The organism is Polaromonas glacialis, assembly GCF_000709345.1.
In the GTDB taxonomy this organism is placed as follows: domain Bacteria; phylum Pseudomonadota; class Gammaproteobacteria; order Burkholderiales; family Burkholderiaceae_C; genus Polaromonas; species Polaromonas glacialis.
On sequence record NZ_KL448323.1, the window covers coordinates 3,563,712 to 3,584,888 of the forward strand.

General features: G+C 64.5%; 15 protein-coding genes. 11 read left to right on the forward strand and 4 right to left on the reverse strand.

Translation table 11 applies throughout. The features are described from left to right. The first annotated feature begins 1 nt into the window (after position 1). The 6 genes from EC86_RS0117505 to EC86_RS0117535 all read left to right on the forward strand — a co-directional run bounded on the left by EC86_RS0117505 (position 2) and on the right by EC86_RS0117535 (position 7,621). Positions 2-808, forward strand: coding sequence for a carbon-nitrogen hydrolase family protein (locus EC86_RS0117505; RefSeq protein WP_029527110.1), 807 nt, complete (start codon positions 2-4; stop codon positions 806-808). Between the two features lie 10 nt (positions 809-818). Continuing rightward, positions 819-2,912 (forward strand): two-component system sensor histidine kinase NtrB, encoded by a 2,094-nt coding sequence (locus EC86_RS0117510; protein ID WP_408633908.1) that lies wholly within the window; start codon positions 819-821, stop codon positions 2,910-2,912. 1 nt (position 2,913) lies between these two features. After that, complete coding sequence (locus EC86_RS0117515; protein WP_029527113.1) at positions 2,914-3,540, forward strand: response regulator transcription factor; 627 nt, start codon at positions 2,914-2,916, stop codon at positions 3,538-3,540. 101 nt (positions 3,541-3,641) lie between these two features. After that, entirely contained in the window at positions 3,642-4,904 is a 1,263-nt protein-coding gene (gene mltA, locus EC86_RS0117525; RefSeq protein WP_029527114.1) for a murein transglycosylase A, read from the forward strand. Positions 4,905-4,915: 11 nt separating this feature from the next. Continuing rightward, on the forward strand, positions 4,916-5,269 hold the full coding sequence (locus EC86_RS0117530; protein WP_029527115.1) for a hypothetical protein: 354 nt from the start codon (positions 4,916-4,918) through the stop codon (positions 5,267-5,269). A 135-nt stretch (positions 5,270-5,404) separates the two neighbouring features. After that, positions 5,405-7,621: a PhoX family protein gene (locus EC86_RS0117535; protein ID WP_029527116.1), complete on the forward strand. Its 2,217-nt coding sequence runs from the start codon at positions 5,405-5,407 to the stop codon at positions 7,619-7,621. 136 nt (positions 7,622-7,757) lie between these two features. Here EC86_RS0117535 and EC86_RS0117540 read toward each other — a convergent pair whose 3' ends face one another. Next, entirely contained in the window at positions 7,758-8,258 is a 501-nt protein-coding gene (locus tag EC86_RS0117540) for an Lrp/AsnC family transcriptional regulator (protein ID WP_029527117.1), read from the reverse strand. A gap of 185 nt (positions 8,259-8,443) precedes the next feature. Between EC86_RS0117540 and EC86_RS0117545 the strand changes: the two genes are divergently transcribed. From EC86_RS0117545 to EC86_RS0117565, 5 genes are all read left to right on the forward strand, one after another. Further along, a complete protein-coding gene (locus tag EC86_RS0117545; RefSeq protein ID WP_029527118.1) occupies positions 8,444-12,064 on the forward strand; it encodes an indolepyruvate ferredoxin oxidoreductase family protein in 3,621 nt (1,206 codons plus the stop codon). Positions 12,065-12,209: 145 nt separating this feature from the next. Beyond that, a complete protein-coding gene (yajC, locus tag EC86_RS0117550) occupies positions 12,210-12,554 on the forward strand; it encodes a preprotein translocase subunit YajC (RefSeq protein WP_029527119.1) in 345 nt (114 codons plus the stop codon). Between the two features lie 92 nt (positions 12,555-12,646). After that, positions 12,647-14,524, forward strand: coding sequence for a protein translocase subunit SecD (gene secD, locus EC86_RS0117555; RefSeq protein WP_029527120.1), 1,878 nt, complete (start codon positions 12,647-12,649; stop codon positions 14,522-14,524). 38 nt (positions 14,525-14,562) lie between these two features. Then, positions 14,563-15,516 carry a protein translocase subunit SecF gene (secF, locus tag EC86_RS0117560; protein WP_029527121.1) on the forward strand — a complete coding sequence of 318 codons (954 nt, stop codon included), beginning with the start codon at positions 14,563-14,565 and terminating at the stop codon, positions 15,514-15,516. 29 nt (positions 15,517-15,545) lie between these two features. Beyond that, complete coding sequence (locus tag EC86_RS0117565) at positions 15,546-17,876, forward strand: DUF1631 family protein (RefSeq protein ID WP_029527122.1); 2,331 nt, start codon at positions 15,546-15,548, stop codon at positions 17,874-17,876. Between the two features lie 202 nt (positions 17,877-18,078). On the opposite strand, the gene EC86_RS0117570 is transcribed toward EC86_RS0117565, so the two are convergent. The 3 genes from EC86_RS0117570 to EC86_RS0117580 form a co-directional block, all read right to left on the reverse strand. After that, on the reverse strand, positions 18,079-18,603 hold the full coding sequence (locus tag EC86_RS0117570; protein WP_029527123.1) for a Smg family protein: 525 nt from the start codon (positions 18,601-18,603) through the stop codon (positions 18,079-18,081). Positions 18,604-18,627: 24 nt separating this feature from the next. Next, positions 18,628-19,758 (reverse strand): DNA-processing protein DprA, encoded by a 1,131-nt coding sequence (gene dprA, locus EC86_RS0117575; protein WP_029527124.1) that lies wholly within the window; start codon positions 19,756-19,758, stop codon positions 18,628-18,630. A 70-nt stretch (positions 19,759-19,828) separates the two neighbouring features. After that, complete coding sequence (locus EC86_RS0117580; protein ID WP_029527125.1) at positions 19,829-21,052, reverse strand: LysM peptidoglycan-binding domain-containing protein; 1,224 nt, start codon at positions 21,050-21,052, stop codon at positions 19,829-19,831. Between the last annotated feature and the right edge of the window lie 125 nt (positions 21,053-21,177).

Below are 21,177 nucleotides of genomic sequence, written 5' to 3' on the forward strand. Positions count from 1 at the left end.
CATGAAAATAGCTGCCATTCAGATGGTTTCAGGCACCGGCGTGCAGGCCAACCTGGACGCGGCGCGACTGCTGCTGGCCCAGGCGGCCGGGCAGGGCGCCGAATTGGCCGTCCTGCCCGAATATTTCTGCGTCATGGGCCTGAAGGACACCGACAAGCTCAAGGTCCGGGAGCAGGCCGGCAGCGGCCTGATCCAGGACTTTTTGAGCCGCTCGGCGCGCGAATTGGGGATGTGGATTGTGGGCGGCACGCTGCCCACGGCCACCGGCGATGCCGGCCGTGCGCGCAACAGCTCTCTGGCCTATGCACCCTCGGGCGCCTGCGTTGCGCGCTATGACAAGATCCACCTGTTCAGGTTTGCCCAGGGCGAGGAAGAGCATGACGAAACCCGCGTGCTCGACCCCGGCACGCAGCCGGTGCGCTTCGAGCTGGCATCGCGCGACGGCCACAGCTACACGGTCGGCCTGAGCGTCTGCTACGACCTGCGCTTTCCCGAGCTGTACCGCGCCCTGAAGGCCGATGTGCTGCTGGTGCCCAGCGCCTTCACCTACATCACCGGCCAGGCGCACTGGGAGCTGCTGCTGCGCGCCCGGGCGATTGAAAACCTGGCCTACGTGGTGGCGGCCGCGCAGGGCGGCGTTCACGAGAACGGACGCCGCACCTGGGGCCACAGCATGGTGGTCGGTCCCTGGGGCGAGATTCTGGCCGAGCAGGCCGAGGGGCCTGGCGTGGTCATGAGCGAACTGCACGCCGGCCGGCTGCAGGAGGTTCGCCAGCGCCTGCCCGCGCTGAACCACCGGGTGCTATGAGCCGATGGCGTTGAAATCGTCCTGGATTGACGGTTGGGTCAGCCGGCGCGTTTCCCTGTGGCTTCTGCTGCTTGCGCTGGTGACGGCCCTGATGGGGCTGCTGATCTGGCTGGCCGGACGCTACGAGTCAAGCCTGGTGCAAACCCGGCTTGAGGACAATGCGGCGCAGGCCGTGACCGACATCCGCTCCGGCCTGAACCGCAACCTTCAGGCGATCCAGGCTCTGCATGCCCGAGAGCGCAGTGTGCAGGAGTGGCAGCTGTCCGCAGGCCAGTTGCTGCACGAGCGCCGGGAAATGCAGCGGCTGGAGTGGCGCGACGAAGCCCTGGGCGTGAAGGGTTTTGTCGAGACACCGTTTCGCAAATCCGTGTTCGAGCAAATCCAGCGCGGCAGCGTGCAGGCCGATGTCGCCATGGTATGCAGCGCTGCCCGCCGCATGAGCGGCCCGGCCTATTCGGTCAGCTATTTTTTGCCGCAAGTCGATGGACTGGGCCTGGAGGTGAGCGATGCCTGCCTGCCCGTCATGGAATCGGGCCGTCTGACGGGTTATGCCGTGGTCACCTATTCGCTGCAAGGCCTGCTGAGCGAACTGGTCAGCCGGCCGCTGTCGCAGCGCGTCGGACTGTCCCTGACCGAGGCCGACGGAACGCGCCTGGCCATGCATGGGACACCGGCGCGCGGAAGCCGGACCTTCGTCGCCCGCCAGTTGCTCGACCTGCCGGGCAGCACGATGGTGGTCCGCATGGAAAGCCGGCTCGGCACCCCGGCTTTGTTCCCCAATGTCCTGACGGCGCTGGTCACGGCGATGGCGCTGGCCTTGCTCGTCGTGCTGTTCCTGCTGGGCCGGGACATGCGGCGGCGCCTGCAGGCCGAGAACGACCTGGGCGAGGCGCTGGCCTTTCGCAAGGCCATGGAAAACTCGCTGCTGACGGGCCTGCGCGCCCGGGACCTGCAGGGGCGCATCACCTATGTCAACCCGGCCTTTTGCAAAATGGTCGGGGCCGAGGCCCGCGAACTGCTCAACCAGAGCATGCCCTCGCCCTACTGGCCGCCCGAACTGGCGGGCGTCTACCAGCGCCGCCAGGAAATGCGCCTGGCCGGCAATCACCTGCCCCGGGAGGGGCATGAGTCGGTCTTCATGCGCAAGGACGGCACCCGGTTTCCGGTGCTCATCATGGAGGCGCCGCTGATCAATGCGGTAGGCAAGCACACCGGCTGGATGAGCGCCATCCTCGATGTCAGCGAGCAGCGCCGCACCGAGGAAATCTCGCGCGCCAGCCAGGACCGGCTGCAGGCCAGCGCCCGGCTGGCCATGGTCGGCGAAATGGCGTCGCTGCTCAGCCACGAGCTGAACCAGCCGCTGGCGGCCATTTCCAGCTATGCCACCGGCTCGCTCAACCTTCTGGCGGATGCGTCAGCGGGCGATCAAGCGCCCGATGCGCCGGCCCTGCTAGATGACCTGCGGCTGGCGATGCGCCGCATTGCCGAGCAGGCCGAGCGCGCCGGCAAGGTGATCAAGAGCGTGCATGACTTTGTGCGCCGCAGCGAGCGGGTGCGCGAGGCGGTCGAGCCGCGCGCGCTGCTCGACGCCATCATGCCGCTGGTGATCCTGCAGGCGCGCAAGCTGGGCGTGCGCATCAGCCTGGAAGTCGATGAAACCTGCCCCCCGGTGCTGTGCGACCGCACCATGGTCGAACAGGTGCTGCTGAACCTGGCGCGCAACGGCATGCAGGCCATGCAGTGCGGCAACGATGCCGAAACCGCACTGCCAGCATCGCTGCAGCCCGAAAAAGTGCTGACCTTGCGCATCCGGCCGGCCGCCTCCAATGCGCACAGCCAGTGGGTCGAATTCGCCGTGAGCGACCAGGGCGAAGGTATTTCCGCCGAGGTGGCCCGGCAGCTGTTCACGCCTTTTTTCACGACCAAGAGGGAAGGCATGGGCCTGGGCCTGAGCCTGTGCCGCACCGTGATCGAGCAGCATGGCGGCTTTCTCGGCTATGAAAGCGTTCAGCCGCAAGGTACCATTTTCAGTTTTACCCTGCCGGTGGCCGCTGCTTCGCCGGCAGCCGGGGCCGCAATGCAGAACACGCCCGGAGAAAGCTGACATGGAACCGATTCACAATGCCACCGTCTACATCGTTGACGACGACAAGGGCGTGCGCGACGCGCTGGCCTGGCTGCTGCGCTCCCGGCGGCTGCCCAGCGAGTCGTTTGCCAGCGGCGAAGCCTTTGACGACCGGGTGTCGCACGGCTTCGAGGTGCGCTCGCCGTCCTGCGTGCTGCTCGATGTGCGAATGAACGGGCTCAGCGGGCTGGCGATGTTTGAAAAGCTGATCGCCTACGGCCTGCTGCCGACCCTGCCGGTGATTTTCCTGACCGGCCATGCCGACGTGCCGACCGCCGTCGATTCGGTCAAGCGCGGCGCCTTCGATTTTTTTGAAAAACCGTTTTCCGACAACGCGCTGGTTGACCGCATCGAGCAGGCGCTGGCCCAGTCGGCCGCCGCATTGGTCCAGCACAGCCAGGCCACCGGCCTGCGCGCCCAGCAGGACAGCCTGACCGAGCGCGAGCGCGCGGTGATGCAACTGGTGGTCGAAGGACTGCCGAACAAGCTGGTGGCTGACCAGCTCGACATCAGCGTGCGGACCGTCGAAGTGCACCGCGCCCGGGTTTTTGAGAAAATGGGCGTCAAGTCGGCGGTCGAGCTGGCCAATCTGCTGCGCAATCTGTAGCCGATGCGGTTTATTTCTTTTCTTCCTCCGGGTCTGGCGCGCGCGCCGATTTGTCCTTCAGTTCGCCCTTTTCACGGCCCGAAAACATCGTCCACCACACAATGAATACCAGCAGCAGCAGCGCACCCAGCGCTTCAAGTAACAGTAAGGCCATGATTGGTTCCTGGAAAGCGGCAGCAAGCCTCAAGCGGCCAAGGGGGTTAAGTCCGTTAAGGCCGTCATGGCGCAAGGCGTCGATTATCGCCATCGCCGCCTTTCTGGCCGCCTGCACCAGCGTGCCTTTGCCGCCCATGTCCACGCCAGGCGGCGCGCCGGTTCCGGCCGGCGTGCGTCCGGGCGATGCGGGGCCGCTGCCGCCGCCCCGGCTTCTGCAGAAAAGCCGCTGGGTGCCGGTCCAGTGGTCCGAATTGCCGGGTTTTGAGGAAGATTCGCTGTTTGAAGCCTGGAATGCCTGGATCAAGAGCTGCGAGCGCCCCGGCCCGGTGTTTGCCCCGCTGTGCGGCGAAGTCCGGCGCCTGAGCATTGCGTCGAGCCAGGAGCAGCGCGCCTGGATGGTCGCCCGGCTCCAGCCCTACCGCGTCGAATCCCTGCAGGGAAGCGCTGAGGGCTTGCTGACCAGCTACTACGAGCCGGTGCTCAGGGCCAGCCGCCGGCCGGGCAGCGGCTACGAGGTGCCGGTGTACCGCACGCCGGCCACGCTGGGCAGCCGCAAGCCGTGGTTTTCGCGCCAGGAAATTGACACCCTGCCCGAGGCGCGCTCTGCGCTGCGGGGTCGCGAGATTGCCTGGGTGGACGACCCGGTCGAGGTGATGTCGCTGCACATCCAGGGTTCGGGCAGGCTGAATATCACCGAGCTTGATGGTTCCCAGCGCGTCGTCCGGGTGGCGTATGCCGGCTCCAACGAGCAGCCTTTTCGCAGCGTGACCCAGTGGTTGCTCGACCAGGGCGAGGGCAAGATGGTTGCGCCCTGGGTCGAATCGACCAAGGCCTGGGCGTTCAGAAACCCCCAGCGCGTACAGCAGATGCTCTGGAGCAACCCGCGCTACACCTTTTTCCAGGAGCAGCCGCTGAGCGACTTCGACGCCGGCTTCGGCCCCAAGGGCGCGCAGGGCGTGCCGCTGACACCAGGCCGCTCGATTGCCGTCGATCCGGGCAGCATTCCCTATGGCACGCCGGTCTGGCTGGCCTCGCGCGGCGCCGCCGCCAGCCTGCAAAAGCTGGTGCTGGCGCAGGACACCGGCAGCGCCATCGTTGGCGCCGTGCGGGCCGATTATTTCGCCGGCACCGGCATCGATGCCGGCCAGCTGGCCTCGCGCGTCAACCAGCCGCTGCGGCTGTGGGCGCTGTGGCCTAAACAACATTGAAAGACACGAACATGAACAAGATTTTGGGCAAACGCATGGCGTCATGGATGCTGCTGGCAGGCGTCGCGGCACTGGCCGGTTGCGCCGGCCTCACAGGTGGCGGGCCGCCGGCCACCGCATCAACCCCGGTGTACCGCTGCGAGCAGGGCCTGCAGTTCACTGTCAGGTTTGTCAATGACACCGCCGTGCTCAAAGGCGCGCGCGGCGACGACGTGCTGCTGCGCGATGCCGGCGGCCAGGGCGCGCAGACGGTCTACAGCAACCCGCGCCTGCGCGCCGAGTTCGGAATGGGCGCGGGCGGACGGGAGGCGGCGCTGCAGTATCTGCAGCCGCCGCCGCTGGTGGCGCGCTGCGTGCGCGACTAAAGGCTTTTGCGCAGGTGCATCCTGCCTGCGTGCCGGCGGGCCGCGTCACCAAATTGTCATGATTTCTTCACGGTCCTGTCATCGTGCCGACCTACGCTCAGCGGGCTAACCACCTGATCCAACCGAGGACACACGATGACGACCCTGATCGATTTCAACGACGAAAATTCCAACACTTCGCCCAATCCGACATTCGACAGCGTGCTGCAGGCGCGCCTGAGCCGTCGCGGATTGCTGCGCGGCAGCGTCGGCACGGTAGGCACCAGCCTGCTGGGCGGCCTGGCCCTGGCGGGTTGCGGCGGCGGTGATGATGACCCGGCCGTGACGCCTGCGCCAGCCCCCACGGAAACCCTGCTGGGTTTTTCCGCCGTGGCCAAAAGCATGCTGGATGTCGTGACGGTGCCTGCTGGCTACACCGCCAGCGTGCTGTATGCGCTGGGCGACCCACTCACTGCCGCCACCCCGGCCTACAAGAACGACGGCACCGACGCCGACTTTGAAACCCGTGCCGGCGACCACCATGACGGCATGGAATGGTTCGGCCTCGGCGCCGATGGCAAGCCTTCTGCCATCGCCATCGCCAGTGGCCTGCTGGCCATGAACCACGAAGCCACCACCGACGAAAAGCTCAGTTCCTTTTTCCTGCATGCCAATGGCGGCACTTCCACGCTGCCGCGTCCGGCCGCCGAAGTAGACAAGGAAACCGCGATTCATGGCGTCTCGGTCGTCGAAGTGAAAAACACCAGCGGCAAGTGGGCCACCGTTCCCGCTTCGGCCTTCAACTTCCGCCTCACCGCGCTCAGCACCAATATCCAGATCAACGGACCGGCCCGCGGCAATGCGCTGATGGTGACGAAGTATTCGCTTGACGGCACCAAGGCTCGTGGCACGCTGAACAACTGCGGCACCGGCAAAACCCCATGGGGCACCTTTTTGACAGGCGAGGAAAACTGGTCCGGCTATTTCTTTCGAAACGCTACTGACGACACCGTTCGCAATGACAAAAGCGTGGCCGCGCTCAAGCGCTACGGCCGCAATGCCGCCGCCGCCAGCCGCCACGGCTGGGAATCAGCCGGCACCGATGACAAGTACGCCCGCTGGAACATCAGCCAGGGCGCGGGCGCCGCGTCCGCCGACTACCGCAACGAACTCAACACCTTCGGCTACATCGTCGAATTGGACGCCTACGACAAAACCAAGACCGCCCGCAAGCGCACCGCGCTCGGCCGCTTTGCCCACGAGAGCGCCGCTTTCGGCAAGCCGGTCGCCGGCCAGCCGCTGGCTGTCTACATGGGTGACGACTCGCGAGGCGAGTACATCTACAAGTTCGTATCTGCCGCCAGCTGGGCTGCCGCCGACGCGAATCCAACCGACCGCGTGACCACTGGCGACAAATACCTGGACAGCGGCAAGCTTTACGTGGCCAAGTTCAACAGCGATGGCAAGGGCGACTGGGTCGAGTTGTCGATCAGCAACAGCGCCATTGCCGCCTATGCCGGCTACAAGTTTGCCGACCAGGCCGATGTGCTGGTCAATGCCCGCCTGGCCGCCGATGCGGTGGGTGCCACCAAGATGGACCGGCCCGAGTGGTGCTCAACCAACGTGGCCAACGGTGAAATCTATTTCACCCTGACCAACAATAGCAACCGCAATGTCAACGCGAGCAGCAGCCAGCAGGCACCCGACAGCGCCAACCCGCGCGTCTATACCGACACCAAGAACGGCACCACCGCCCAGAACGGCAACCCGAACGGCCACATCCTGCGCCTGAAGGAAGCGGCGGCGGGCAACGCAGCCCTCACCTTCAGCTGGGACGTGTATGTGTTTGGCGCCGAATCGGGCGCCGACGCGGGCAAGGTCAACCTGTCCAGCCTGACCGCTGACCAGGATTTTTCCAGCCCCGACGGCCTGGTCTTCAGCCCGTCCACCGGCATCATGTGGATCCAGACCGACGACGGCGCCTACACCGACGTGACCAATTGCATGATGCTGGCATCCCTGCCGGGCACCGTGGGCGATGGCGCGAAGAAAACACTGGCCTATACCAAGACCGACGGCAGCGCGCTCAATGTGGACACCTACGTGGGCAAGGCGCCGGGCGCCGACAAGCTCAAGCGTTTCCTGGTCGGCGCGAAGGAGTGCGAAATCACCGGACTGTGCGAAACGCCCGACGGCAAGGCGATGTTCATCAACATCCAGCACCCGGGCGAAGGCACGAAGATGGCCGACATTGCCGACCCGGCCAAGTACACCAGCCAGTGGCCCAGCAATGCCGGCTACGGCGCCGGCAAGCGCCCGCGCTCGGCAACCATCGTGATCACGAAGAACGACGGCGGGCGGATTGGCAGCTAAGCCACTGGTTGCCAGGCAATAACAACAAGTTGATCCCGGCCCAGCCGGTTGCCCGGTCTCCTGCGGAGGCCGGGCTTTTTCGTTTTTACTATAAATTTGATAGCTGCTTGCGCACGCCCATCGTGCGCAAAAGCCATTATTTTCTTGAATTTCCGACTGGAAGCGGCATCAAATGCCCCAGCGGCAGCGCGCCGCCGGCCTTGACCTCTCCCAGCGAAAAACTGGTGTGCAGGTCCTTCACATTGGGCAGGTTGATCAGCACGTCTCTGGCAAACTGGCTGAAGGTGTTCAGGTCGCGGCTGACCACCTGCAGCTCGAACGTGCCGGTGCCGCTGATGTAGTGGCAGCTCACCACCTCGGGAATCTTGCGGATCGCTTCCTCCAGCGTCTGCAGCACGTCGCCGGTGTTGCGCGCGGCGTCCAGCCGCACAAAGGCCAGCACGCCCAGGCCGATTTTGTGCCGGTTGATCTCGGCCCGGTAGCCGGTGATGAAGCCGGCTTCCTCCAGCGCCCGTACGCGCCGCCAGCAGGGCGCGGCCGACAGGCCGACGCGCGAGGCCAGTTCGGTGTTGGTGAGCCGCGCCTCGCGCTGCAACTCGTTCAGGATGGCGATGTCAAACTTGTCAAGTAGTTCCATTTTTGCCATTTTGCAGCAAGAATCTTTCGCCATCCTGGCTAAATCAGGCAAAAAAAGCAAAGACATATCACAAGGCCGGACATACACTTTTGCCTAAAGTCAAAGCGTGGGCCTGATCGGGCTTGATGCTGGCAAAACCACCTGCCCACAAGGCGGGTCACGACAACACTGCAGGAGACAACACCATGAACGCACCGCTGCCCGAGCACATCCGCAAAGCGCTGGAAACCGTCACGCTCGACGACAAATATTCGATCGGCCACGGCCGCGCCTTCATGAGCGGCGTGCAGGCGCTGGTCCGGCTGCCCATGCTGCAGCGCACGCGCGACGCCATCGACGGCCTGAACACCGCCGGCTTCATCAGCGGCTACCGGGGCTCGCCGCTGGGCGGCTATGACCAGGCGCTGTGGGCGGCTAAAAAGCACCTGGCGGCGCAGAACATCGTGTTCCAGCCCGGCGTGAACGAGGAACTCGGTGCCACCGCCGTCTGGGGCACGCAGCAGTTGGATTTGTACCCGCAGACCAACAAGTTCGACGGCGTGTTCGGCATCTGGTACGGCAAGGGGCCGGGCGTTGACCGCTGCTCTGACGTGTTCAAGCATGCCAACATGGCCGGCACGGCGAAACACGGCGGCGTCATCGCGATTGCGGGCGACGACCACATCAGCAAAAGCTCGACCGCGCCGCACCAGAGCGACCACATCTTCAAGGCCTGCGGCCTGCCGGTGTTCTTTCCGTCCAGCGTGCAGGAAATCCTCGACATGGGGCTGCATGCCTTTGCCATGAGCCGCTTTTCGGGCGTCTGGTCGGGCATGAAGACCATCCAGGAAGTGGTCGAGTCGTCGAGCTCGGTGTCGGTCGATCCGGACCGCGTGAAGATTATCATTCCCGAGGACTTCCAGATGCCGCCGGGCGGCCTGCACATCCGCTGGCCCGACGCGCCGCTGGAGCAGGAAGCGCGGCTGATGGACTACAAGTGGTATGCGGCGCTGGCCTATGTGCGGGCCAACAAGCTCAACTACAACGTGATTGCCGGGCCGAACGACCGCTTCGGCCTGATTGCCAGCGGCAAGGCCTTCAACGACACGCGCCAGGCACTTGCCGACCTGGGGCTGGACGAAGACACCTGCCACCAGCTCGGCATCCGGCTGCACAAGGTCAACGTGGTCTGGCCGCTGGAGGCCACGATCACGCGCGACTTCGCCCAGGGGCTGCAGGAAATCCTGGTGGTCGAGGAAAAGCGCCAGGTCATCGAATACCAGATCAAGGAAGAGCTCTACAACTGGCGCGCCGATGTGCGGCCCAACGTGCTCGGCAAGTTCGACGAGCCCGAGGGCGACGAGTCGGGCGGCGAATGGAGCCGCCCGAACCCGAGCGAGAACTGGCTGCTGCGCGCCAAGGCCGACCTGACGCCGGCCATCATCGCAAAGGCGATTGCCAAGCGCCTGACCAAGCTCGGGGTGCCCAGCGACATCGTGGCGCGCATGCAGGGCCGCCTGGCCGTCATCGACGCCCGGGAACGCGCGATGGCTGAAACCAAGCTGGAAACTGGCGAGCGCGCGCCGTGGTTTTGCAGCGGCTGCCCGCACAACACCAGCACTCGCGTGCCCGAAGGTTCGCGCGCCGTGGCCGGCATCGGCTGCCACTACATGGCGACCTGGATGGACCGCTCGACCTCGACCTTTACCCAGATGGGCGGCGAGGGCGTGCCGTGGGTTGGGCAGTCGGCTTTCACCACCGAGCCGCACATCTTCGCCAACCTGGGCGACGGCACCTACTTCCATAGTGGCCTGCTGGCGATTCGTCAGAGCATTGCCAGCGGCGTCAACATCACCTACAAGATTTTGTACAACGACGCGGTGGCCATGACCGGCGGCCAGCAGGTCGGCGAGCGGCCCGAGGGCCATTCGGTGGCGCAGATTGCGCACAGCCTGCGGGCCGAGGGCGTGGCCCGGCTGGTCGTGGTCACCGACGAGCCCGAGAAATACCATGGCCGCACGCACACGCTGGACAGCAGCGCCGCACGCGCCGGCCACGCCGAGCTGATCAACAACCTGCCGCCGGGCGTCGAGGTCTTCCACCGCGACGAACTGGACAAGCTCCAGCGCGAGTTCCGTGAACTGAAAGGCACGACCGCCATCATCTACGACCAGACCTGCGCGACCGAAAAGCGCCGGCGCCGCAAGCGCGGCACGCTGGTCGATCCGGCCAAGCGCGTCGTCATCAACGAACTGGTCTGCGAAGGCTGCGGCGACTGCTCGGTGCAGTCCAACTGCCTGTCGGTGGAACCGCTGGAAACCGAGTTCGGCCGCAAGCGGCAGATCAACCAGAACACCTGCAACAAGGATTACTCCTGCGTCAAGGGCTTCTGCCCGAGCTTCGTGACGGTCGAAGGCGGCCAGCTCAAGAAGCCGAAGAAAGAAAAGAAGGGCGATCTGTCCAGCCTTGCGCCGGTTCCCGATCCGGTGCTGCCGGTGGCGGAAAGTGCCTGGGGCATCGTCGTCGGCGGCGTGGGCGGCACCGGCGTCATCACCATCGGCCAGCTGCTGGGCATGGCCGCACACCTCGAAGGCAAGGGCGTGGTCACGCAGGACGCGGGGGGCCTGGCGCAAAAGGGCGGCGCGACCTGGAGCCACATCCAGATTGCCAACCGGCCTGAAGCCATCTATACCAGCAAGGTCGATACGGCAAAAGCCGACCTGGTGATCGGCTGCGATCCGATCGTGACCGCCAGCCCGTACACGCTGGCCACCATGCAGCCGGGCCGCACCTTTGTCGCGATGAATTCGCACGGTACGCCGACGGCAGCGTTCGTGACCAATCCCGGCTGGCAGTTTCCGGGCGGCAACTGCGAAAGCGCCGTGCGTTCGGCCGTGGGAGCGGAAAGCATGGCGAGTTTCGATGCCGAGCAGGTCGCGGTGCAGCTGATCGGCGACTCGATCTACACCAACCCGCTGATCCTGGGCTTTGCCTGGCAAAAGGGCCGGGTGCCGCTGTCCCACGCCGCGCTGATGCGGGCGATCGAACTCAACGCCGTGCAGGTGGACAACAACAAGGCGGCGTTTGAATGGGGCCGTCGCTGCGCGCATGACTTGGCATCCGTCCAGGCGCTGTTCAAGGCCGCGCAGGTGATCCAGTTTGTCAAGAAGCCGTCGCTGACCGAGATGCTGGCCAAGCGCGTGGCTTTCCTGACGGACTACCAGAATGCGGCGTATGCCCGGACTTACCAGGACTTCGTCGAGAAAGTGCGAAGCGCCGAAGCGCCGCTGGGCCGGGCCGTGCTGACCGAGGCCGTCGCCCGCTATCTGTTCAAGCTCATGGCCTACAAGGACGAGTACGAAGTGGCGCGGCTGCACCTTGATACCGGTTTCCTGAACAAGGTCAATGCCATGTTCGAAGGCGACTTCAAGCTCAACTACCACTTGGCGCCGCCGCTGATCGCCAAGAAAAACGACAAGGGCGAGCTGCAAAAGCAGCAGTTCGGCCCGTGGATGCTGACGGGATTCAGGCTGCTGGCCAGGCTCAAGGGTCTGCGCGGCACGCCTTTCGACGTGTTTGGCCGCAGCGACGAGCGCCGGGAAGAGCGTGCGCTGATTGAAGAGTATCGCGCCAGCATCGAGGAAGTGCTGGCCGGCTTGACGCCTGAGAACCATGCGCAAGCCGTGGAAATCGCCCGGATTCCCGAACTGATCAAGGGCTACGGCCATGTCAAGGCGCGCCACCTGGCTGCTGCCCGGCCGCAATGGACGGCGCTGATGCAGGCGTTCCGCCAGCCGGAGCGGGTTCGGGAAGTCGCGGCGGCCTGAGCCCGCCAGGGGCTGGCCGAAATAGCCGCACGCGCGCGGGTTGAATTGGGCGCTTGCGCCACGACGCATACAATCCACCGGTTCATGCTCCGGCCTTTCTGGCCTGGGCGCTTGCCAGTGTGCCTTTAAAAATGTGGAGTCAGCCGTGTTTATTTCTTCAGCTTTTGCCCAGACTGCCCCTGCTGCCGCAGCCGGCGGCAGCGACATGATGTCCACCCTGACCGGCATGCTGCCGCTGGTGCTGATGTTCGTGGTGCTGTATTTCGTGATGATCCGTCCGCAGATGAGGAAGCAGAAAGAACACCGCGCGATGATCGAGGCACTGGCCAAGGGGGACGAGGTCGCCACGGCCGGCGGCCTGCTGGGTCGTGTCACGCGCCTGGGCGAAGGCTACCTGACGCTGGAAATCGCCTCTGGCGTCGAAGTGCAGCTGCAGCGCAGCGCCATCGTCCAGGTGTTGCCCAAGGGCGCCATCAACAGCGCAAAATAAGGCCCTACCGTAGTTAGACAAGACGGTACAGCCGGCAAGACTGGGCTACCCAGTGCGCCTTTTGTTTTCCGTTCATCAGGAACAAATCTCTCATGAATCGTTATCCGGCCTGGAAGTACGCCATCATGGCCGTGGTGGTGCTGATTGCAGCGCTTTACACGCTGCCCAATTTCTTCGGTGAAGCGCCTGCGGTGCAGGTCTCCAGCAGCAAGTCCACCGTGAAGGTGGACACGACGACGCTGGCAAAGGTCGAGCAGGCGCTCAAGCAAGCCAGCATCACGGCAGACGGCATCACGCTGGAGGCCGGTTCCATCAAGGCCCGGTTTGGTGATACCGATACCCAAGGCAAGGCCAAGGACGCCATTCAGGCGGCGCTTTCACCAGACCCTGCCGACCCGGCTTATGTGGTTGCGCTCAATCTGCTGTCCCGCTCTCCAGCCTGGCTGACGGCGTTGAACGCCAACCCGATGTACCTCGGGCTTGATTTGCGCGGCGGCGTGCATTTCATGCTGCAGGTGGACATGCAGGCGGCGCTGACCAAGCGCGCCGAGTCGCTGGCCGGCGACATTCGCCTGTCGCTGCGTGAAAAGAACATCCGGCACGGCGGCATTGCCCGCAACGCCCAGGCCATCGAGATCCGCTTTCGTGACTCCGCCACCCTGGAGTTGGCCAAAAACCTGATCCAGGACCAGATTCCCGACCTCCAGATGGCCGAAACGCCGGACGGCACCGAGTACAAGCTGACCGCGACCATCAAGCCCGAGGCCGCGCGCCGCATCCAGGACCAGGCGCTCAAGCAGAACATGGTGACGCTGCACAACCGCATCAACGAACTCGGCGTGGCCGAGCCGGTGATCCAGCAGCAGGGCATCGACCGCATCGTGGTGCAGCTGCCCGGCGTGCAGGACACGGCCAAGGCCAAGGACATCCTGGGCCGCACCGCCACGCTGGAAATGCGCCTGGTCGAGGACAGCGCCGAAGCCAGAGCCGCCGAAAACAACAACGGCCCGGTGCCGTTTGGCGCCGAGCGCTTTTTTGAACGCAACGGCCAGGCGGTGATCGTCAAGAAGCAGGTCATCCTGACCGGCGAGAACCTGACCGATGCCCAGCCCGGCTTCGATTCGCAAAACCAGCAGCCCAAGGTGGACCTGACGGTCGATGCCAAGGGCGGCCGCATCATGCGCGACACCAGCCGCGAGAACCTCAAGAAGCGCATGGCGATCCTGCTGTTTGAAAAGGGCAAGGGCGAAGTCCTGACCGCGCCGGTCATTCAGGGCGAACTGGGCAACCGTTTCCAGATTTCCGGCTCCATGAGCGTGGCCGAAGCCAGCGACCTGGCGCTGCTGCTGCGCGCCGGCTCGCTGGCCGCGCCCATGGACATCATCGAGGAGCGCACCATCGGCCCGACGCTGGGCGCCGAAAACATCACCAAGGGCTTTCACAGCGTGTCCTGGGGCTTTGCGGTGATCGTGGCCTTCATGGCCGCCTACTACATGCTGTTCGGCCTGTTCTCCGGCATTGCGCTGGCGGTCAATTTGCTGCTGCTGGTGGCCGTGCTGTCGATGCTGCAGGCAACCTTGACGCTGCCGGGCATGGCGGCGATGGCGCTGGCATTGGGCATGGCGATTGACTCGAACGTGCTGATCAATGAGCGCATCCGCGAGGAACTGCGCGGCGGTGCCTCGCCGCAGGCCGCGATTCATTCGGGCTACGAGCGCGCCTGGGCGACCATTCTGGACTCGAACATCTCGACCCTGATTGCCGGCGTGGCCTTGCTCGCCTTTGGTTCCGGGCCTGTGCGCGGCTTTGCGGTGGTGCATTGCATCGGCATCCTGACCAGCATGTTCTCGGCCGTGTTTTTCTCGCGCGGCCTGGTCAATCTCTGGTATGGCCGGCAGAAAAAGCTCAAGACGGTGTCCATCGGCACGATCTGGCGGCCTGCGGCAGATGGTGCGCTCGCCAAATCATGACAGCCTATTTTTCCTGAGCTGCTTCCCAAGGACCCCAGATGGAATTTTTCAAAATCCGGCGCGATATTCCGTTCATGCGGCACGCGCTGATCTTCAACGTTGTCAGTTTCGCCACCTTTGCGCTGGCGGTGTTTTTCCTGTTCTCGCGCGGGCTGCACCTGTCGGTCGAGTTCACCGGCGGCACCCTGATGGAGGTGAACTACACCCAGGCCGCCGACGTCGGCAAGATCCGCGACACGGTGGCCAAGCTGGGCCTGAACGATGTCCAAGTGCAGAATTTCGGCACCTCGCGCGACGTGATGATCCGCCTGCCGGCTCAAAAAGGCGTCAGCACGGCGCAGCAGAGCGATAACGTGTTGGCGGCGCTGAAAGCCGCCAGCCCCGATGTGACGCTGCGCCGCACCGAGTTCGTCGGCCCGCAGGTTGGCGAGGAGCTTGCCCAAGATGGCCTGAAGGCGCTGGCCATGGTGGTGTTCGGCATCATGGTCTACCTGGCGTTTCGGTTCGAGTGGAAATACGCGGTGGCGGCCATCATCGCCAACTTGCATGACGTGATCATCATTCTCGGATTCTTTGCCTTTTTCCAGTGGGAGTTCTCGCTGGCGGTGCTTGCCGCCGTGCTGGCGGTACTGGGTTATTCGGTCAATGAATCGGTGGTGATTTTTGACCGGATCCGCGAGAATTTCCGCCGCTACCGCAAGATGAACACAGAGGAGATCATCAACAACGCGATCACCTCCACGATCAGCCGGACCATCATCACCCACGGTTCGACCCAGATCATGGTGTTGTCGATGTTGCTGTTCGGCGGCCCAACGCTGTTTTACTTCGCGCTGGCGCTGACCATTGGCATTTTGTTTGGCATTTACTCGTCGGTGTTCGTGGCCGCCGCGATTGCCATGTGGCTGGGCATCAAGCGCGAAGACCTGATCAAGGGGCCGTCGAAAAAAGACGAAGACCCGAATGATCCCAATGCGGGCGCGATAGTCTAGCCAGATTCGACAACGCGCCATCGCCAGCCGTGCCGTCCCGCAATCCGCCGCAAAGCTTTCTTGCCGGACAGGCTCGCGCCCTGTTCACCGAGCGTGTGGTCCAGATGGTGCCCATGCTGGCCACAAGTATTGGCGACACGCTGTCCGAACTGGCCCTGCGTCCGGGGAATGCCCGGGAAATGCAGGACCTGCGCGATGCCCTGCGGCTCTACCAGGAAAACAGCCCGGCCTGGGTTCAGGGCATCCTGGGCGCCGTTCGCAAACCGCTCCCCCCTTCCGCCAAGGCGTCGGCTTCCGGGGCGCTGGACCTTGAAAAAATGGAACTGGTCGGCAACGAGACCGTCGAACACCGCATTCTTGCCTCGCGCCTGGCGCTGCGCCTGCTCGATTTCGCGAGTTGGGAACTCAATGACCTGCGCCTGCGCATCCAGAGCCTGGAAGGCGTGTCCGAATTGAGCCGGCGCGACCTGTTCCGCCCGGAAGTGATTGCGCAGCACCTGGTCGAACAGTGGACCCTGGCGGGCCTGCCGCAGTCGGCATGGCTGCTGGGCCAGGACACCATCCACAAGAACATGGCGGCCTGGATGCTGGAGATCTACCACGCGACCAACGCGTTTCTGATCGAACGCGGCGTCATGGCGGAAATCGACCTACGGCCCCTGGTCAGGCGGACGCCTTCCGCCGTGAATGCCGTCAGGACCGCCGCAAGCATTGCCGAAAGTGGTGAGAACCTGGGTAAAACGACGTCTGCCGGCGCCGGCATGCTGGACAGTCGATATGCCCCGGCGCCTGCAGCAGCGCGAAGCGGCTGGTCGGGCAATGCCGTCCAGGAAGAAGCGCGCCTGCCGACCGCGCCGCTGGCCCGCGTGCGGATGCGGGCTCAGGGCGTGCTTGGGCATCTCAAGCAACTGCTCATGAGTCGCGTCGAAGGGTTTGACCAGACCCGCGCGCGCCAAGCCTCGCCACAACTGCAACACGCCATGAACCGCCTTCAGCAGCAGGCTGAAGAAGCTGTCCTGGACGGCTCCGGGCAATCCCGGCAGTCGGGCCTGGGCTTTGCCCGCACGCAGGTTGACCAGGCGCTTCAGGAACTGCGCCAGCGGACCAGCGTGCTGAAACAGGCGGCTTCCAGTTCCGCAGAAAAAGCCACCATCGAAATCGTCGCCCTGATGTTCCAGAGCATCCTGGCGGAAGACCGTATCGCGCCCCAGATACGGGTCTGGTTTGCACGCCTGCAGATGCCGGTCCTTCGGGTGGCCGTCGCCGAGCCGGAGTTTTTCAGCTCGCTGGAGCATCCGGCGCGCCAGTTGATCGATCGCATGGGGTCGTGCGCGCTGGGTTTCGATGTGACCGTCGAGAGCGATGTCCTTGAGACGGAAATCAAGCGCGTCGTGCAGGTCATCGAACAGTACCCGGAAACCGGACGCCGCGTGTTCCAGCTGGTCTATGAGGAATTCGACAAGTTCCTGTCCCGCTTCTTTGCCGAGCAGGGCAGCGTGGCGCGGGCGGTCAGCCTGGCCCAGCAGCTGGAGCAGAAGGAAACCATGAACGTCCAGTACACCATCGAGATGCGCACCATGCTCGATGACATGCCGGTGCGCGAGGATATACGCGAATTCCTGTTCAGGGTCTGGGCCGAGGTGCTGGCGATTGCCGCGATGAAAAATGGCCCGCAGCATGCGCAGACCCTGCTGTTCAAGCAGGCCGCTGCCGACCTGGTCTGGTCCGCAAGCGCCAAGCCCAACCGCAGCGACCGATCGCGTGTGATTGCTGCGCTGCCGAGGCAGCTGCAGTTGCTGCGCCAAGGCATGACCCTGCTCGGGATGGACCTGGCGGCGCAGGATGCCCAGCTGAAGATCATCAGCGCCACCATGGCGGACGCCTTCATGTCCAAGACCGACGCGATTCCGCTTGAAAAGATCGATGCCATGGCCAAACGCCTGACCAACCTCGAAGACTATCTTTCTGAGCAGGATGTCGGCGACTTTGCGCTGGATGCCGACAGCCTGGTCACGATGATCGGAATCGATTCGGCCCATATCGAGGTGATTGCCGACGGCGGCAGCCAGCCGACAGACGCCATGCTCGCCTGGGCCAGGGAATTGCAGCCGGGCAACTGGTTCAACCTGGACCACAACGGAAAAATCAGCCATGTGCAGTTCGCCTGGTGCAGCGAGCGCAAGCAACTGCACCTGTTCGCCACCGCCGACGGCCGCAGCTTCCTGATCCAGATGCGCCGGCTGGCGGCCTATCTTCAGGCCGGGCTCCTGGCGCCAACGGAAGAGGAAGCGCTGACGGTGCGCGCCACGCGCGACGCCCTGGCCAAGCTGGACGCCAATCCTGAACGGCTGTTGGGCTGAAATCAAGCTGCCTGTGGCTTTTCATCACGGCGGAAAAATGGGTTGACAGCTTTTTGCTACAGAATTTATAGCTGCTTGCGCATATCAGCCGTGTGCAAAAGGCATATTTTGTGCTTAAAACAATGCGCTTCGATGCCTGGCCGGGTCAGGAGTTTGCGTCAGGGCAGCCGGCCAGATGCGGCGCTGTCACGAAAGGTGCGGCTCAATGCGCGAGGCGGCCTTCGGTGTCGTCGCACAGTTCATCGAGTACCAGCGCGTCGGGCTCTTCGCCAAAGCTCCAGTACACCATGAGGATGATGATTTTCAGGTCATCGAGCGACACGGGGTCGCCGGGCGCAGCCATGGCCCGGTCCATCACGATTTCGCGCATGTGCGGAGGCAGCACGCCCGATGTTTCGAGAAAGCAGACAAAGCCCAGGCTTTGCGCGCCCAGGTGCGCCTGTTCTGCCACGGAGTAGATGCGCAGGCTGTTGCGCGACTGCGCCTGCATGCGCGCAGGCGCAACGTTGGGGTCCAGGTCGTCGCCCGTGTGGGTGTCCGGCGCATCCGGCAGGCTGATCTGCGTGCCTCTGGCGGCAATGTTCAGCCCGTCGAGCCAGACCAGCGCTTCCTGGATTTCCTCGGCTTCAAAGCCTGCCGCGATCAGTTTGCGCCCCAGCCTGTCGATTTCCGGACAGGCGGCGCCCTGCCAGTAATTTTCGTAGACGTAGACCAGAACTTCAAACATGCATTCAATATAACGCAGATAAGCTCAACCCGCCGCCATGCGCTGAAACAGTCCGCCAGGCATGCGCGCGACCTGTCCGTCGAGTTCGAGTTCGAGCAATCTGGCCTGCAGATGGGCGGTGTCCAGGCCGGTGCGCGCCTGCAGGGCGTCGAGGCTGGCCGCATCGAATCCCAGCGCCTCCAGCAGCGGATCGTTTCTAGCGCCAGCGGCTTCATCCGCTTCGACACCTTCCGGCGCCGTGCCGGAACCGGCGGGGGCCAGCCGCAGTTCTTCGAGCACATCCTGCGCCACTTCCACCAGCTTGGCGCCCTGCTTGATCAGCGCATGGCAGCCGCGCGACTGCGGCGAATGAATCGAGCCGGGAATGGCAAAGACTTCCTTGCCCTGCTCGGCCGCGAGCCGGGCAGTGATCAGGGAGCCCGACTGCAGCGCCGCCTCGACCACCAGCGTTCCCCGGCTCAGCCCGGAAATGATGCGGTTTCGCCTGGGGAAGTTGGCCGTCAGCGGCGGCGTTCCGAGCGGGAATTCGCTGATGAGCAAGCCTTGCCGGGCAATGCGGTGCGCCAGGGCCAAGTGTTTTTTGGGATAGACCCGGTCCAGCCCGGTGCCGACCACCGCAATCGTCTCGCCGCCGCCCAGCATCGCGCCATCGTGGGCCGCGCCGTCGATACCCAGCGCCAGTCCCGAGACCACGCAGATGCCGGCGCCGCCAAACGCCCTGGCAAACTGCCGGGCGTTGCTTTCGCCTTGCGGCGTCGGATTGCGGCTGCCGACGATGGCCAGGCTGTTTGCTATTGAATTTGTAGCTGCTTGCGCAGGACTGGCAAGCGTACCCAGCATGTAAAGCATCAAAGGAGGGTCTTCGATGTCGAGCAGGGCCGGCGGGTAGGCCGCATCGCCCAGCACCGCGATGCGCCGGTCGTTTCCTGCCTGCAGCCATTCCAGCGTGGTCTGTAGCTGGGCCGCCAGGCCGGGCGGCTCGCTGCGCAGGGCGCTGGCCAGCTTGCCCGAGCCGAGTTGCTGCAGGGTGGCGCTGCTTTCTTCAAAAATGGCCTGCGCCGACCCGAAGGCCGTCAGCAGCTTGCGCGCCGTGGTGTTGCCCACGCCGGGCGTGAGCGCCAGCCGCAGCCAGGCTCGAAGTTCTTCGGAATCCATGGGAGTCACCATGTAGCACGATGCCCGTCGGGCCGGGGCCATGGGCGCGTTGGAACCGGCCGCAAGCGGTTCAATCCGGGTTGGTGAAGCGGTCGCCGACCTTGACGCCGTCGGTGGCCCGCAGGATCAGCGCATACGACAGCCGGTCGAAGGTGCGAAACACCATCAGCAGGCCGTTGCGCTCGTTGGGCAGCTTGATGTCCGGCCGGGCGCTGTCGGTCCTGTCGCGCAGGCGCTCGCCGTCCTTCAGGATGGCCATGACATGGCCGCGCTCCAGGCCGTCGCGGCTCCCCCGGTTGATCACCACGATCTGGTTTTCCGAGGCCCAGGCCACGGCGTTGCCGTAGACCGAGACGATCTGCCCCGCCATGGGCGACGAAGGCGCGCGCGGCACGTAACTGCGCAACTCGCGGGGCGGCTCGGGAATCAGGCGGTCGCCGACCCGCATTTCTTCCTTGGCCGCGACGATGTCGATGGTGGCCGGCACCCGTTCGGTCTGCAGCTTGCCGTCCCTGTCGGGGTTCTGGACGCTGGATTCGCCGCGCACCAGTTCGGCCTTGCCGACATAGTGCGCTTCATAACCCAGGATTTCCCGGGTGGTTGGGTCTTTCAGTGGCGTGGCGTTGCGAAACACCCGGTAATCCAGCGGCTCGCCCTTGCGGTCGCTGAGCGGCCGGCCCGGACCATCGCCGCCGGCATAGCCGCCCAGCGCGTAGGCGCGGTCGCCACGGCTGAGCAGCACCCGGCCTTCCTGGGTGGCGACGATGCGTGGCGCCAGCGAAAAGGTCAGTTCATCGACGATCAGGGGCTCGGCCAGGAAGGGCTCGATGTCCTGCGGCGCCAGCGTGGGAATCGAGGCATCGGCCAGCGACTCGTAGCGGGTGCGCGGCGACACCCGGACGGTGCCCTGCGGCGCGCCATCGCTGCCCGCCCGGCGGGTGCGCAGGGTCGCCCGGCCACCCTGCTTGTCGAGGAACAGCTGCTGGCCGGGGTAGATGCGGTGCGGGTTGCGGATGTCCTCCAGGTTCATGCCCCACAGTTCGGGCCAGCGCCAGGGGCTTTTCAGGAACAGGCCCGAGATTGCCCACAGCGTGTCGCCAGACCTGACGGTGTAGCTGTCGGGCGCGTTGGGCATCAGGTCGGCCAGCGGGATGCCGGTCCGGGCCACCTGCGCGGCTGTGGCCTGTTGATCTGGCGTGATGGGGAGGTTCTGGGCCTGCGCGCCGGCTGATACGCAAAGCAGGGCAGCAGCGACCATGGAAACAGGGCGGAAACGACTAAGAATTGTGTGCATCTTGAAGCTTGTTGAGACGGGCTGCGTTTACTTTACGCTACAAGGAAATGCATTTTGCAATGTTTGTATCCGCGCAAATTTCCAGCGATTCTGTACCCAAGCCCTTGATTAAGCAATGATTAGGG

Coding starts and splice junctions, on each gene's coding strand:
- dprA (WP_029527124.1), bottom strand. CDS start 19,758: ATGGATTCCGAAGAACTTCGAGCCTGGCTGCGGCTGGCGCTCACGCCC.
- mltA (WP_029527114.1), top strand. CDS start 3,642: ATGAATACCAGCAGCAGCAGCGCACCCAGCGCTTCAAGTAACAGTAAG.
- EC86_RS0117515 (WP_029527113.1), top strand. CDS start 2,914: ATGGAACCGATTCACAATGCCACCGTCTACATCGTTGACGACGACAAG.
- secD (WP_029527120.1), top strand. CDS start 12,647: ATGAATCGTTATCCGGCCTGGAAGTACGCCATCATGGCCGTGGTGGTG.
- EC86_RS0117580 (WP_029527125.1), bottom strand. CDS start 21,052: ATGCACACAATTCTTAGTCGTTTCCGCCCTGTTTCCATGGTCGCTGCT.
- EC86_RS0117530 (WP_029527115.1), top strand. CDS start 4,916: ATGAACAAGATTTTGGGCAAACGCATGGCGTCATGGATGCTGCTGGCA.
- EC86_RS0117540 (WP_029527117.1), bottom strand. CDS start 8,258: ATGGAACTACTTGACAAGTTTGACATCGCCATCCTGAACGAGTTGCAG.
- EC86_RS0117505 (WP_029527110.1), top strand. CDS start 2: ATGAAAATAGCTGCCATTCAGATGGTTTCAGGCACCGGCGTGCAGGCC.
- EC86_RS0117545 (WP_029527118.1), top strand. CDS start 8,444: ATGAACGCACCGCTGCCCGAGCACATCCGCAAAGCGCTGGAAACCGTC.
- EC86_RS0117570 (WP_029527123.1), bottom strand. CDS start 18,603: ATGTTTGAAGTTCTGGTCTACGTCTACGAAAATTACTGGCAGGGCGCC.
- secF (WP_029527121.1), top strand. CDS start 14,563: ATGGAATTTTTCAAAATCCGGCGCGATATTCCGTTCATGCGGCACGCG.
- EC86_RS0117535 (WP_029527116.1), top strand. CDS start 5,405: ATGACGACCCTGATCGATTTCAACGACGAAAATTCCAACACTTCGCCC.